We start from the raw sequence: 15,192 nt of genomic DNA, 5'->3' as shown, positions 1-15,192 counted from the left end.
AGTTATCTCCTTACTAACTAAGGATATTTTCAAAAGTAAATTTACTTTACCTTCGTTATTTAGTTTAGACCAACTTATTTGTACCACTATTGAGAATATCTAAAAAAAAACCCGCTTAAAAGCGGGTTTTTAAGGAATAGTAACCAGGCTTACATCATGCCCATGCCACCCATTCCACCCATGCCGCCCATATCACCGGCGCCTACTGGCTCTTCTTTTTTAGGAAGGTCAGCAATCATGCACTCGGTAGTGAGCATCAAGCTGGCTACAGAAGCAGCATTTTGCAGAGCAGTACGAGTCACTTTGGTTGGATCCAGGATACCCATTTCAACCATGTCACCATATTCACCACTGGCTGCGTTAAATCCAAAATTGTCTTTGTTATCAGCAACTTTGTTAACAATTACGGAGGATTCGTAACCAGCATTAGCAACGATTTGACGCAATGGTGATTCAATAGCACGACGCAGAATGTTAATACCCATGTCTTGATCAGCATTTTCACCTTTTAAACCATCCAGTGCTTTTTGTGCACGAATCAAGGCAACACCACCACCTGCAACGATACCTTCTTCAACAGCAGCACGAGTTGCATGCAGAGCATCTTCTACGCGAGCTTTTTTCTCTTTCATTTCTACTTCAGTAGCTGCACCAACTTTAATCACGGCAACACCACCGGCTAGTTTGGCAACGCGCTCTTGTAACTTCTCACGATCATAATCAGAAGTAGTTTCTTCCATCTGTGCGCGAATTTGAGTAATACGTGCATTGATTTCAGATTCTTTACCTTCACCATCAATAATAGTGGTATTTTCTTTAGTCACTACAACGCGTTTTGCAGTACCTAAGTCCTCTAATGAGGCACCTTCAAGGCTCTTGCCCACTTCTTCAGAGATCACTTGGCCGTTAGTCAGAATAGCGATATCCTGCAACATTGCCTTGCGACGATCACCAAAGCCAGGCGCTTTCACCGCACATACTTTAACGATACCACGCATGTTGTTAACAACCAATGTAGCCAATGCTTCGCCTTCAACATCTTCTGCAACGATTAACAAAGGACGACCGGACTTGGCAACACCTTCCAATACAGAAAGCATATCGCGAATATTAGCAATCTTCTTATCAACCAAAAGAATAAATGGATGCTCAAGCTCAGCACTCATGTTTTGTTGGTTGTTAATGAAGTAGGGAGAAATGTAGCCACGGTCAAACTGCATACCTTCAACTACAGATAATTCATTTTCCAGGCTGTTACCGTCTTCAACAGTAATTACGCCTTCTTTACCCACTTTTTCCATTGCTTCAGCAATAATATCACCGATAGATTGATCAGAGTTTGCAGAAATTGTACCAACTTGAGCAATGGCTTTGCCATCTTTGCAAGGTTTAGACATTTCTTGTAGTTTCTTAGTCACTGCTGTAACGGCTTTGTCGATACCGCGCTTTAAATCCATTGGATTCATACCAGCAGCAACCGCTTTGTTACCTTCAACCATAATAGCGCGAGCCAATACGGTAGCAGTAGTTGTACCATCACCGGCTGCATCAGACGTTTTAGAAGCAACTTCTTTAACCATCTGAGCGCCCATATTTTCAAAGCGATCTTCCAATTCAATTTCTTTAGCAACAGACACACCATCTTTGGTGACTGTAGGAGCACCAAAAGATCTTTCCAATACAACGTTGCGTCCACGAGGACCCATCGTTACGCGTACGGCATTTGCTAAAATATTTACACCGGAAATCATTTTTTGACGTGCATCGTCACCAGAACGTACTTCTTTAGCCATTATAATAGTCTCCTTTAAATCCTAGATAGTCGATTTACTTCTCAATAACACCCATGATGTCGTCTTCACGCATCACAACCAATTCTTGGCCTGCTACTTTAACTTCTGTACCAGAATATTTGCCAAAGAGAACTATATCTCCAATTTTCACAGCCAAGGCGCGGACATCACCATTATCTAATACCTTACCTGCACCAACAGCGATAACCTCGCCACGCATGGGCTTTTCAGTAGCGCTATCTGGAATAACGATACCGCCGGCTGTAGTGCGCTCTTCTTCCATACGACGAACAACAACACGATCGTGTAAAGGACGAATTTTCATACTTGTTTTCTCCTGGTTTTTTTGATTATCACCTATAATTTTCAGAGTAAGCTCTGATTTTTTAGCGTTACACAATGCCGATACATAATGTTTCATTCATTGTACTTCGCTGATGACTGCCATATGGGGATTCCTCCAATAGCTTTCAAGGGGTACGTTAAAATTTTTTTTGGTTTTTTTTAATACTGCTACTACAATGAATTACTATTTGGCTAGCTATAAGGTATCAATGAAAAAGTGGTTATTGTTTTCATTACTCTGTTTTATCTCATTTGTTAATTATGCAACCCCTCTTCCTGCAGCGGAGGTTTTTCAAGTTAATGCAAAACAGATTGATCCAAATACCTTCTCTCTTATTTGGCAAATTAAACCCGGCTATTTCCTTTATGCTGATCGCATTAAAGTCACCACTCAACCCCATAGTAATGTTCACTTAGGCAGTTTACGCTTCCCAACTCCTTTGACAAAAATGGATAAACAGGGAAAAAGCTATCCCATTTACCGCAATGAATTATCGCTTCCCGTACCTATCTTAGGCGAACAACCAGGAGAAACCTTACTTAATTTAAGTTTTCAAGGCTGTGCAGACGATGGGTTTTGCTACCCTCCAGAAATACGACAAATTAGATTAACCATTGATAATGAGCTGGCCTTAACGCAGGTCAATATGGAAAATATTCCCTATCAACAAGAGGAAAAAAGTGGGGCCACCTCGGCGACTGATGACATTGAAGAAGTTTTTACCCAACACCATTGGAGCATGGTTATTTTAATTTTCTTTGGTTTTGGACTGCTTTTATCGTTTACTCCCTGCGTCTTACCCATGGTACCCGTACTTTCAGGCATTATTGTTGGACATGGAAAAAATATTTCTACGCGTAAAGCATTTTTTCTTTCTTTAAGTTATGTTCTAAGTATGTCAGTTACCTATGCTTTCGTCGGTGCTGTAGTCGCTTTATTAGGCAGTAATCTGCAAATTGCCATGCAATCGCCCTGGGTTATCGGATTATTTAGTATGGTTTTTGTCTTATTAGCCCTTTCCATGTTCGGATATTATGAATTACGCTTGCCAATCTCCTGGCAAGCAAAAATTGCAGGAGCAAGTAAAAATCAAGCGAATGGCCATTACCTGGGTGCTGCTGTCATGGGTTGTTTCTCAACCCTTATCTTGTCCCCTTGTGTTACTGCCCCTTTAATTGGGGCATTAAGCTATATCGCACATAGCAACAATGTAATATTTGGTAGCCTGACTTTATTTTTTTTAGGGTTAGGTATGGGCACCCCTTTGCTATTAATTGGAATATCTGCAGGTAAATGGTTGCCTAAAGCCGGACACTGGATGAATGGCGTCAAAACCTTTTTTGGTGTCTTGCTTCTTGCCGTCGCTATTTATTTGGCAAGTCGTATCCTGCCGGGAGCTGTCGTTATGCTCCTATGGTCAAGCTTGTTAATTTTCGTGGGAATTTATTCCGGGGCCTTCAATAAAGCTCTCTCAAATTTTGCCAAGTTACAACAAGGCTTTGGTCTCATGAGCTTGGTTTACGGCTTATTAATATTAATCGGTGCGAGTATGGGCAATACCAATCCCTTACAGCCGCTGACAGGGCTTCAGGCTACTGCAAATGCAAACTCTAATTTTTCTGTTGAAACGGTCAGTACTGTCTCTGAGGTACAGCAAGCCATTGCGAAAGCAAAAGGAAAGCCTGTGATGCTTGATTTTTATGCTGATTGGTGCACTTCCTGTCAAATTATGGAATCTACTACTTTTAAAGATCCACAAGTCGAAGCAGCGTTAAAAAACTTTATTGTTTTAAAAGTAGATATCACCGCGAATAATGCACAAGATAAAGCATTACTACGACAATATGGCGTTGTCGCTCCACCTACCTTTTTATTTTTTAACAAAAAGGGTTACGAGCAAAGCAAGCTACGTCTTGTAGGCGAAACTTCAGCAAGTCAATTTTTAAAGCAATTAATGCAAGCCTCAGCCCTTGATTGATTAATCAATTAGACAAAATTACTCTAGAGACGCTATAATTCGCCCATTTTTTTTACAGATGAAAATTATGAATCATAAGGTAGGCTTTGTCAGTTTAGGTTGTCCAAAAGCGTTAGTGGACTCAGAGCGAATCATTACACAGCTTCGGGCTCAAGGGTATGAACTGGTTTCCAGTTATCAGGATGCAGGCGTGGTTGTAGTAAACACCTGTGGCTTTATTGATGCAGCGGTCACTGAATCCTTGGATACGATTAAAGAAGCCATGGCTGAAAATGGTCGAGTCATTGTCACAGGATGCCTTGGTGCTAAAGCTGACGTCATTCGGGAAGCTTGTCCTGATGTGCTTCATATCAGTGGAGCCCATGCTTATGAAGAAGTAGTTCAAGCCGTGCACCATCATCTTCCCCCCCCTGCAGATCCTTTTACTCAATTAATTCCTCCTCAAGGCATTAAGTTAACACCACGACACTATGCTTATCTAAAAATATCTGAAGGCTGTAACCAAAAATGTACTTTTTGCATCATTCCTACCATGCGAGGTAAATTGCAAAGCTACCCTATAATTCAAGTACTCTCGGAGGCAAAACGCTTAAAAGAAGCAGGTGTTCAAGAATTATTGGTCATTTCCCAGGATACAAGTGCTTATGGCGTTGATACGCGTTACCAAACAGTCGATTGGCAAGGAAAAACCATCAACACTAAATTTTATGATTTATGTGAACAATTAGGCGAATTGGGCATCTGGGTGCGCTTACATTATGTTTATCCCTACCCTCATGTGGATGAAATTATCCCTTTAATGCGCGATGGCTTGATTTTACCTTACCTTGATATTCCTCTTCAGCATGCTAGCTCACGCGTGTTAAAAGCAATGAAACGGCCTGCAAGTAGCGAAAATACCCTGGAAAGAATTACCCAATGGCGTGCTATCTGTCCTGAGCTGACGTTGCGTTCGACCTTTATTGTCGGATTTCCTGGTGAAACCGAGGCTGAGTTTGAAGAATTATTGAACTTTTTACAAAATGCCGAGTTAGACAGGGTAGGTTGTTTTCAGTATTCACCGGTGGAAGGGGCGAAAGCAAATGAGTTGGCAAATCCTGTTCCTGAACACATTAAAGAAGAGCGCTATCATCGATTTATGCAAGTTCAAGCTGCGATTAGCCGCAAAAAATTGCAACAAAAAATTGGTTCCGTACAAACGGTATTGGTCGACCATATTGGCGAAGAACAAATAATTGCCCGCAGCAAAAGTGATGCTCCTGAAATTGATGGTTTAGTCTATCTCGCCCCTGTTGAAGGTATCCATACAGGTGATAAGGTGGAAGTTTCCATTACATCCAGTGATGATTATGATTTGTATGGTGAGATACTCAATAAAGTAAACTAACGTCTTGCAAATGCCAGAGCAATAAACTCTGGCTAGACATCAAGCTAAAGCAGGCCTACTTGCCAAATATTCACGCCAGGGCACAATTTCCAAACGTTCATCCTCTGAAAGTCCTGCCATCATTTTTCTTACCGTACCCTCTTTACCAAACGTTTTATCTAAAAACTCTTCCCATTCTTTTTCCACTTGTTTCTTTATGCAAGATACTTCTCCATTGCTAAAGAAACGAGGTGATAATAGTCTCTCCTTCTCTCTTTCTTCAGGAAAAATGTTTGATTCAGAAGATTCGGATAACAATGTCTTCACGAGATTATGAATACTGTTTAATTCTTGCAGCTGTGATTTATAGTTTAAACAATCGCCGGTTTTGTTGATAACCTGATTAAGCTTGCTATTAATTTCTGCGTAAATGGCTGGATCATTAATTCTTTGTAGTTGCTGGTCAATGCTCGTTAATAACTCTGTCTTCCTAACCTGTCTTGCTTCAAGCAAACGAGATTCGAGTCTATCCATTAACTCTTCCAATTCTTTTAAATTTTTGCTACAGGTTATTCGCATTAAACCTGCTTTTTCTGAGACCCCATAATAAGACAGAGGTGCAATCATTATCGAATCTTGAAATAGAAGATAATAAGTTAACTCTTCATCGGTTGTAATCTGCCCTCTTTTCCCCAAAGCCCTTATAGCCTCTTCTGGTATCTCCAAACCAAACATATCACTAAAATCTGCCAGCACATAAAAAGTTCCTTCTACGTTATAATCAGGATCCGATATCTCTGCTCCCATTTTTTTCAAGCGATTAGTGACATAGTCCACTTTCTCTTTATAAAAATTTTTAAGATCCTTTTTTTCATTTTCGGTGATGTTGCTCATTGTATGAGCATAAGCCATTTGTAAAGAGCGTGGTGCATGGCCACTAATGTTAATATTAATAGCCAGCAGTTCATTCATTAACTTTGGATCGAACGCTAAAAGCATTGCCATACGTTCACCAGCCATGGACAAACCTTTCGTGGCTGAGCGCATTATTACCGTTCTCCTTTGCAAATCAGGTGCAATTTGTAAAAACGACGGTACATCAACATATGTCATTTCAGTGTAAGCTTCATCAAAAATGAGATGTAAATCTGGATATTTTCTTAAAACGTCAGCAATTTTTTGGAATTCTGCTTCACTTATGACTGTGCCTAAGGGATTACTAGGATTACAAATAAGCACCGCTTTTGGGGTGCCCCCATCGATCTTAGCTAACTCGTAAGCCTCAATAATACTTTTTTCAAGTGCTTCGGCAGTAAGTCGAAACCCAGGTTCTTTCATCACATCAATCGGATGTAAACGGTGCTTTTGATAGTCTCCGTATAGTCCGTAATGCGGAAATGGTGTAATTACTCGATGTAAGGGGATATCTTTATAACGCTCATGCAATGCTTCAAAAACAACGCGTAAACCGCCTGCACCCCCAGTCGTAAATAAAATATGCTCAGGCTTAATGTTTTTTTTATACCAGGCTGTCATGGCATCAGCCATAAGCACTCTTGCCTCTTCATCACCTTGTGGATGACCATAATCAATGGCAGCCGCTTCCTTCATTTCATCAAGGTTATTCAGGGCCCCTTTAACCAATTCTTCCAAATGTTTCCAATAAGCTAAAAAAAAGTCTATAGTATGAACACTTATAGGATAAGTTGGCTGCCCCATGCCTACGGTAATTATAGTTTGAAGCTTTTGCAAAGAATCCTTGATTTGAGCTCTTTCTTTGCGTAAAGCCTTTACCCATAGGGCAAGTAACATAATTTTGTCAATTTTATCAGCAAGTTGACCCTCTGGAGTAAACATGGTTTATTTCCTTGTATACTGAACAAATATTTTGTTGTTTGCTAATATTTTAATTATACCTTCGATATAGAAAACTTGACAATGCAAGAAAAAAAAACCAGATTTCGATTTACACTTGACGAAGTAGGTGATTTTTTAGCCAAACTATCGGAGCATAGTGATCAGGTCTACTGGATCAGCAGTCCTGATTTCTCAAAAATTCAGTACATCAGCCCTTCTTATGAACGCATCTGGGGACGCTCACGCGAACAACTCTATGCTAACCCCGAAATTTGGATAACTTTTTTACACCCCGAGGATGTTGAAAATCATCACCCAATTCATCATATGGCTGAGCAGATAAAGCGCCTTGGAGAAAAAGCGCGCTATTCAGAACAATACCGTATTATAAGGCCTAATGGAGAGATACGCTGGATAATTGATAAAGGCTTCCCACTTATTGATCATCGAGGCCTATGCTACGGTGTTACAGGCGTTGCTACCGATGTTACCGATGAGCTTAAACAAACTGAAGATTTAAAAAAAGCCAAGGAAGCTGCTGAAATTGCAAATAAGGCAAAATCAGAATTTATTGCCAATATGAGTCACGATATACGCACCCCGTTAAGCGGTATTGTTGGTCTTTCCAAGTTATTAGAAGGCGAAGCCCAAACTGATACAGAAAAAGAGTATGCCCGATGGATAAATCAAAGCGGAGAACAATTACTTGATTTATTAAACAATGTTTTGGAATTGATTTCCCTTGAAAATCTGAAAGAATTAGAGATTAATCGGGAATGGTTTTCTTTAAGAGAAGAACTTTTAACAATTTGCAAACTTGAATTGCCAGCAATTAAAGTTAAAAATCTTGAATTTACTGTTGAGATAGAAGAATCAGTTCCTGACTTTATATTCAGCGATCGCATCAAGTTTCATCAAATCCTATTAAATTTACTAGGAAATGCGATAAAATTTACTGAAAAGGGACATATAATTTTAGCAGTTAGATTCCTTTCTTCATCCGAGGAAACCGTGGAGCTTGAGTTTTGTGTTGAAGACACAGGGATTGGAATTGCCGATAATCAGCAGGAGCGGGTTTTTGATCGTTTTTTCCGTATAGCTCCTTCCTACAAAGGTGTTTATAAGGGATATGGATTGGGTTTACATATCGTTAAAAAATACGTCGCTTTATTGGGCGGTGAAATAAGGTTAAAAAGTATGGTCGGTAAAGGAAGTATTTTCGCCTTTAAATTATCAGTGAAATCGAGTAGGGAAGACTCTGCGAAAACTTTTTTCAATTTGAATGAGTTAGAAGAAGAAAATATCCCCGAGAAAGCCCCTATTCCTAACCCCAAACGCTTTAGCCATACTAAAAGGCTGAAAGAGGCTGCGATTGAATTGCCACATTTACTTTTGATTGAAGATAATACCATCGCTTTGCGTTTACTTGAGTCAGTTTGCAAACAAGTCGGCTGTCAATTCACATCCACGATGGATGCTGAAGACGCCTTTGAACTGGTTAAAAAAAATGATTATGACCTAATTATTACAGATATCGGTTTACCCGGCATGTCGGGTATTGAGTTAACCATCTATATTCGTCACTGGGAACAAGCTTTAAATAAAAAGCCAATTCCCATTGTTGGTTTAACAGCACATTCTCTGGGAAGTTCTGTAGATGAATGTCTCGAGGCTGGAATGAATAAAGTTTTTGCAAAACCGATTAATTTACCCACCATGCAAGGCATTGTCTCAGCGCTTATACCAATGAACAAACTTGAATCAAGTGCTAATTTGTTTGATGAAGAAACCCCTTTGGACGAAGAAAAACTTTTTAACCTGACAAAGTACCCTTTGCTAGATATCGAACAAGGTTTGGATAATCTTGGAAGTGTTGATTTATTAAAAGAGCTATTGACCCTAATGGTGAAGGAAGACGTTCCTGATGATAAAGCCAAAATTCAAGAAGCATTTGCCATCAAGGATTGGCCCACCGTTGAAAAACTCGCGCTAAAAATGAAAAGCAGTGCACTTTATTGCGGCACCATACGGTTGCGATACGCTTGCCAGTATTTAGAGGGCTACAAAAAAACTGCTTCGACCCCACTCCTAGAAAAGCTCTATTATCAATTAATACAAATTTTAGACGCAACCAGGCAGGCTATTATTGATTGGCTACAAAAACAAAATCAAAACTAACTAGGTATGTCTTTAACCATCACTCAAGTCACCATAGTTTTCCTGACAAACCTCCAACACATCTTTTTGTTGGCGATATGTCTCTTTAAGCACAGGATTAAGTAAATTCTGATGTAGCAATTGATGGTAACATTTGTAGGCTTTAATCAGTTTTTCAAATTGCTGTCGTGTTAAAAGTTGTTCTGCGAATAGTTTTCTTAACAAACTAAGCGTGTTTGTATAGCGATAAAAATTTTGCTCAGGATGGGTTAATACCAGAAATTGTACCAGAAATTCTATATCTATAAGTCCGCCGGGTTCATGCTTAATTTTCTTCTCCTCATTTTTTGCATGTTTGAAAATTTTTTCACGCATGCTAAGAATTTCGCTGCGGATTCGTCGGGAGTTTCGCGAACGTTTGAAAATAGATTTTCGTAATTGACTAAATACCTGCGATAAACGTTTATCACTTACAATAGCTCTTGCCCTGATTAAAGCCTGGTGTTCCCAAATCCAGGCATGGTGCAATTGATATTCGATAAAGGCATCCATATGACTTACTAGTAATCCAGCTTCCCCAGAAGGTCGTAAACGAGTGTCAACGGTATATAAAATACCTGCCTGTGAACGAGTAGTAAGCATATGCAGAATTTTTTGCGTCAACCGTGTTACAAGGGCCTCCTCCTCAGGAGCAGCTGCATGTATAAATACTAAATCGAGATCAGAGTTATAATTCATTTCACGGCTTCCCAATTTACCATAGGCAATAATTGCAAAATGTGATCTAATTTTTTGCATGCGTGGATAGCGCTGACTTAATTGCTCATAAGCCAATAGAAAAACCTGTTGCACAATCACCTGGGCGACGTCCGCGAGAAAATTGCTAATACGTATTGCGTGATAGCGACCATAGCGCTCTGCACGAGCGGCTGAGAGCCAATGGACGAGTTTAAATTGTCGTAAGGCATCCTCTTTTTGTTCAATTTCAGGACAATTTACCAATTGATTTTCCAAGGATTGCGTCAGTTCTTTTCTAGAATACAAGCGCAGGTGTGGCGGATATAATAATACTTCGAGTAAAAAAGGTTGGTTAACAATTAGGGTAGTTATAAATGAACTATGCGAAAACCAGTATAATAACTCCTTTAAAACTTGCGGATTCTCTGTAATTAATGCGAGATAAGAACTGCGCCCAACAATGTTATCCAGTAAATGCAATATTTGCGCGAGAACTGTATCAGTATCTGTCACATTCACCAGTTCAGACAATAATAATACCATTAATCGGTCGAGTCTTAGCCTTGCTGTTTGGGTTAGTCTTCTACAACGAGGTGCATGGCGAAATGTATTGAGCATTTGATAACAGCGCCCAGCGTCTTGAAAGCCCAAACTTGCCAACAAATTAATAGCCATTGTTGTTTCGACATGTCCCTGCCATATACTCATTAATTGATTGGCTAACAGCCGCTTCTCGTCTTCATATGGGTCTGGTTTTGCTAATATGGCACGAAAAATATTACTAATAATCCGTTGATATTGGTGAAGCTTTTTTACTAGGGTATGCCAATTTTCATATCCCATAGCCAAAGCAATCTGAGCTTGCATAATTTCATGTTGAGGTAGGGAATGCGTTTGCTGATCATTATGGCTTTGAAGGGCGTTTTCTAATTTCCGCAAAAAAAGGTAAGCTTGTTTCAAAGCAGCCGCATGCGATAACAAATTTTCCTGCTGTAAAGCCCTTAGTGCGGCGATTGTATTTTGCTGTTGTAATTGAGGTAAACGCCCCCCGCGAATGAGCTGCATATTTTGAATAATAAATTCAACTTCACGAATACCCCCTAATCCGCGCTTAATATCATCAAGCATAGGATTTAGCTGAACTTCCCGCTCTATCATCGCCTTCATACTACGCAACGATTCAATGACACTAAAATCAACGTAGCGTCTATATGTAAAAGGGGTAATTAAACGGTGAAACCAGTGATAGGGATTTATGGTATCTTCCCCTATCAAGCGCGCTTTAACCATAGCATAGCGCTCCCAGTCTCGTCCCTGTTCCTGATAGTAGGTCTCCATCGCCGCTAAACTGGAGACAAGAGCACCACTATCACCATTAGGGCGCAAACGTAAATCGACTCGAAAAATAAACCCTTCAGTGGTGACAGTTTGCAGCAATTGAATAAACAATTGCACCACCTTAGTGTAATATTGCTGATTGGTTATGGAAGTCTCTCCCTGGGTATAGCCCGCTTCAGAAAAAGCACAAATCAAATCAATGTCCGAAGAATAATTAAGTTCACGCCCCCCCAATTTTCCCATCGCAAGAATATATAATTTGGTAGGTTTTGCCTGCGCGTTACACGGATTTCCATAGCGTTTGGCCACTTCCTTTTCACAGAAATGCATCGCCCTTAAGATAATTGCATCGGCGCAATCCGACCACTGGCTCATACTTTCCTCTGTAGTAGCAAACCCTTTTAACTCTCTAAGTAATAAACGCAGTAACTGTTTATGCCTGAATAATCGTAATGCCCGTGCGAATAAATCGAAAGGCTCTTCTTTTATTTGTGCTAGTAAATAAGCGTAATCTTTTAATACCAAAGGCAGCTGATAACCTTCCAGTATTAATTCTTGCAAGAGATTGACATGCCGAGAAGCATAGTCACTAATAAGCAACAGTTTTTCCACGGCTTCATCAGTTTGAAATGCAGTAAAATTTTTTTGATAAAAAGCAGTTTTTGATTGTAAAAGGGAAGGGACTTCCATCTGTAAGCTTTGCTAATAACAATACTTAAGCCTAGCGGAGAGTAAAAGAAAACTCAATGAATAATAGGGGTCGATGCATTTATCTTGAGACTTACCTTTGTAAAAAGGGTTAGCAAGTTATATCCTTAATTATTACAACTCTAAACGATTAAATTTATGAAACGCTTCATTACTAATATTTTCATTCTCTTCTTTTTTTTCATAACCTCCCTACATGCAACTCAAGGTGCTCCTCAACCTGCGCCTTTACCACTTAGAATCGCTGTAGATACGTTTACCCCACCTTTCATTATGGAAGGAGCAAACTCACAACTTTTTGGGTTTGATATTTCCATGATGAAATATATTTGTCAGGAAATTCAGCGCACCTGTGTTTTTGTTCCTATGCAATTCGATACAATTTTTACATCTCTTGAAACAGGGCGAGTTGATGTTGCAGTGAGCGCCCTCACCATTACTCCCGAACGCTCCAATCGTATTCTTTTTTCATTACCCTATCTGTTAAGCCATGCTCGCTTTTTAAGTCGAAAAGAATTAGCGAATACCCCTTTTACCTTGCAACTTTTACACAATAGAAGGATTGGCATCGAAGAGGGGACTATTTTTCCAGCTGTAATAAACTCCTTAGGGATAAGAGATGCGAAAATTGTTACTTTTGGTGAAGCTCCAAACCTCATTGACGCCCTGCAAGCTGGAAAAATAGATTTGGCGTTGCTGGATAATCCTTCTGCCATGTATTGGCAAGCGCAATCCTCCGGGTTATTAAAGGCATTAGGGGAACCTTTTAATTATGGTTTTGGCCTTGGCATTGCTGTCAGTCGCAATAATGCAGAGTTATTAAACCAGATTAATCAAGCTTTGATAAAATTCCAAAATAGCAAAGCGTTTAAACGCGAGTTTGAGAAATACATTGCCCATTTTTAGGTACATCATGTTCTTCACTACAATGTATTTATTGAAGGATTAACTGATGACGCTTGCTGCGCCATCAAGCCTATGCAAGATCAATGTAACGTTTCATCCTTAGTGATACAGCGGCTGATTACTTGTCTGGTTACAAAATCACCTTGACTTGCACCATAAAGGGACTTGAAGTGTTCCGCCAAGAGTAAAACCCAGGAAGACAAACGAAAATCCATACGTTTTTCTTCTTCATTAACAACAAGTTCAAACAATCCCAAAGAGTCTGTATTTTGTTCTTTTGCATATTCTTCCATGATGCGTTGCGCCGTATACATGTCCTGATCTCTTGTTGGCCAGTTTTTATTCATTAACTACCCCCCTACTACTGTTGGGCCTTTGGAAGATTATATGATAATATGGGGTTAAAGTTATAAATTCCAAGACATCTAAAAATATTTTTAGCAACAACTTACACTTCTTTTCTTACCAAAGCTGGCTTAACATTCCCTTGAGGCTCCTGCCAAAGGGTAACAAATAAAACCATAATTATAGGCCCGACAAATAAACCTAATAACCCTAGTGTCTCTACCCCTCCTAAAATACCGAAAAGCACCGCTAGGAAGGGCAATTTAATGGCGCCACCAATTAAAACAGGTTTAATAAAATGATCAGCCACAAACATCACTATTGTTCCCCAAATAACGACAATGATTGCACTGATCATTGATCCCATTGACAATAAAATAAGTGCTACGATAACAAATACCACCGGAACTACAAACGGAATCATCGCTGCAAATGCGGTTATAAAACCTGTTAGTGTGGGAGCAGGAAAACCAACAAGCATATAACAAACACCCATTAAAAACCCAACCCCCAACCCAACGACTATCGTACCATTCACTGTGGCTCGTAAAGCAGAAGGAAGCCTGTCTGCATAGCGAAACCATCGTTGGCCTAAGCAAAACTCACCGATATGATTCACTTGTTGAATTAATTTATCACCGTCGCGAAAAAAGAAGAATAAAGCTAATAGAGTAAAACCCAATTGAAATCCTCGATGAGCCAGATTAACACCTATTTGCTTGATATAATAACTTGCTGGGGTTAGTGACAGATGCAGATTAGACAATAGGCTCCTTACCATACCAGGCTGGCCTATATTATTATCCCAATAAGTAACCAAATCATTACCAATCACAGGAAACTGTTGCAATAAAGAAGGCGCCTGTCCACCTTGACGATTTATTGTTTGTAGATAGTTAATAAACAATTGTAATTCTTTAATTAAAATCGTTGCTAACCAACTTAAAGGAAGTAAAAACAGTAAAGCGAGAATCGAAGTAAATAGCAACGCTGAAAGATTATGATGATTGCCAAAAAAGTAGCGCCAGCGCAAGTATAGAGGATAGGTAGCAATACCGATAATAGTAGCCCAGATCATTGAAGGAATGAATCGATGCACAATAAACAGTGCAAATAGGATGATACCAATCGTTAAACCGATACTGATCAATTCCTTGTGATTGTCATTCATAATGCCAAACCCCAGCCTAACAATTGTAGGATAAACCAAGCAGGAATAGCCGCCAAAACATCATCCAGCATGATGCCTACCCCACCTCGTACATGTCTATCAATGAATCGAATAGGTTGTGGTTTCCATATATCAAAAATGCGGAAAAGTATAAAACCTGTAACCATCCACCCTATACCTTGGGGAGCCATTATCATGGTTAGCAAATAGCCAACAACTTCATCCCAGACGATCCCTGAATAATCATGAACACCCAAATCCCTTGATACTTTTTCGCTAACCCACACACCTAAGGCGAATGCCAATACAGTGACGGTAAAATAGACCGCTAACGGTTGTCCTGCTAATAGTAAATAAACAGGAATTGCAGCAAGGGTTCCCCAAGTTCCAGGAGCGAACGGCATTAACCCGCTACCAAAACCAAAGGCGATAAAATAGATGGGATCTTGCCAGACTTTATTCTCTAATTTTACTGCATTCATTATTTCT

General features: G+C 39.7%; 11 protein-coding genes. 4 read left to right on the top strand and 7 right to left on the bottom strand.

The window, feature by feature from the left end; genetic code table 11:
- Window positions 1–149: 149 nt before the first annotated feature.
- Together groL and groES are read right to left on the bottom strand one after the other, a co-directional pair.
- Window positions 150–1,793, bottom strand: a complete 1,644-nt coding sequence (gene groL / locus Ljam_RS00945) for a chaperonin GroEL (RefSeq protein WP_058448265.1) — start codon at window positions 1,791–1,793, stop codon at window positions 150–152.
- A 34-nt stretch (window positions 1,794–1,827) separates the two neighbouring features.
- Window positions 1,828–2,118 (bottom strand): co-chaperone GroES, encoded by a 291-nt coding sequence (groES, locus tag Ljam_RS00940; RefSeq protein ID WP_058448288.1) that lies wholly within the window; start codon window positions 2,116–2,118, stop codon window positions 1,828–1,830.
- Between the two features lie 229 nt (window positions 2,119–2,347).
- On the opposite strand from groES, the gene dsbD reads away from it, so the two are divergent.
- The gene (dsbD, locus tag Ljam_RS00935) at window positions 2,348–4,117 is read left to right on the top strand and encodes a protein-disulfide reductase DsbD (RefSeq protein WP_058448264.1); all 1,770 of its coding nucleotides are present in this window, start codon (window positions 2,348–2,350) and stop codon (window positions 4,115–4,117) included.
- Window positions 4,118–4,184: 67 nt separating this feature from the next.
- On the top strand, window positions 4,185–5,504 hold the full coding sequence (rimO, locus tag Ljam_RS00930; protein ID WP_058448287.1) for a 30S ribosomal protein S12 methylthiotransferase RimO: 1,320 nt from the start codon (window positions 4,185–4,187) through the stop codon (window positions 5,502–5,504).
- A 39-nt stretch (window positions 5,505–5,543) separates the two neighbouring features.
- Here rimO and Ljam_RS00925 read toward each other — a convergent pair whose 3' ends face one another.
- Window positions 5,544–7,340, bottom strand: coding sequence for a pyridoxal phosphate-dependent aminotransferase (locus Ljam_RS00925; RefSeq protein WP_065235497.1), 1,797 nt, complete (start codon window positions 7,338–7,340; stop codon window positions 5,544–5,546).
- An 81-nt stretch (window positions 7,341–7,421) separates the two neighbouring features.
- On the opposite strand from Ljam_RS00925, the gene Ljam_RS00920 reads away from it, so the two are divergent.
- Window positions 7,422–9,518, top strand: a complete 2,097-nt coding sequence (locus tag Ljam_RS00920; RefSeq protein WP_058448263.1) for a PAS domain-containing hybrid sensor histidine kinase/response regulator — start codon at window positions 7,422–7,424, stop codon at window positions 9,516–9,518.
- Between the two features lie 12 nt (window positions 9,519–9,530).
- Here Ljam_RS00920 and glnE read toward each other — a convergent pair whose 3' ends face one another.
- Complete coding sequence (gene glnE, locus Ljam_RS00915) at window positions 9,531–12,263, bottom strand: bifunctional [glutamate--ammonia ligase]-adenylyl-L-tyrosine phosphorylase/[glutamate--ammonia-ligase] adenylyltransferase (protein WP_058448262.1); 2,733 nt, start codon at window positions 12,261–12,263, stop codon at window positions 9,531–9,533.
- 156 nt (window positions 12,264–12,419) lie between these two features.
- Between glnE and Ljam_RS00910 the strand changes: the two genes are divergently transcribed.
- A complete protein-coding gene (locus tag Ljam_RS00910) occupies window positions 12,420–13,187 on the top strand; it encodes a transporter substrate-binding domain-containing protein (RefSeq protein ID WP_058448261.1) in 768 nt (255 codons plus the stop codon).
- 80 nt (window positions 13,188–13,267) lie between these two features.
- Here Ljam_RS00910 and Ljam_RS00905 read toward each other — a convergent pair whose 3' ends face one another.
- The 3 genes from Ljam_RS00905 to Ljam_RS00895 form a co-directional block, all read right to left on the bottom strand.
- On the bottom strand, window positions 13,268–13,534 hold the full coding sequence (locus tag Ljam_RS00905; protein WP_058448260.1) for a hypothetical protein: 267 nt from the start codon (window positions 13,532–13,534) through the stop codon (window positions 13,268–13,270).
- A gap of 101 nt (window positions 13,535–13,635) precedes the next feature.
- Complete coding sequence (locus tag Ljam_RS00900; protein ID WP_058448259.1) at window positions 13,636–14,703, bottom strand: AI-2E family transporter; 1,068 nt, start codon at window positions 14,701–14,703, stop codon at window positions 13,636–13,638.
- Complete coding sequence (locus tag Ljam_RS00895) at window positions 14,700–15,185, bottom strand: phosphatidylglycerophosphatase A family protein (RefSeq protein ID WP_058448258.1); 486 nt, start codon at window positions 15,183–15,185, stop codon at window positions 14,700–14,702. Before Ljam_RS00895 ends, Ljam_RS00900 begins: the two co-directional genes overlap by 4 nt.
- Between the last annotated feature and the right edge of the window lie 7 nt (window positions 15,186–15,192).

Origin of the sequence: Legionella jamestowniensis (assembly GCF_001467745.1) — a bacterium.
In the GTDB taxonomy this organism is placed as follows: domain Bacteria; phylum Pseudomonadota; class Gammaproteobacteria; order Legionellales; family Legionellaceae; genus Tatlockia; species Tatlockia jamestowniensis.
Note: the sequence above shows the minus strand (reverse complement) of the source record. Positions and strands in the feature narration are given on the sequence as shown.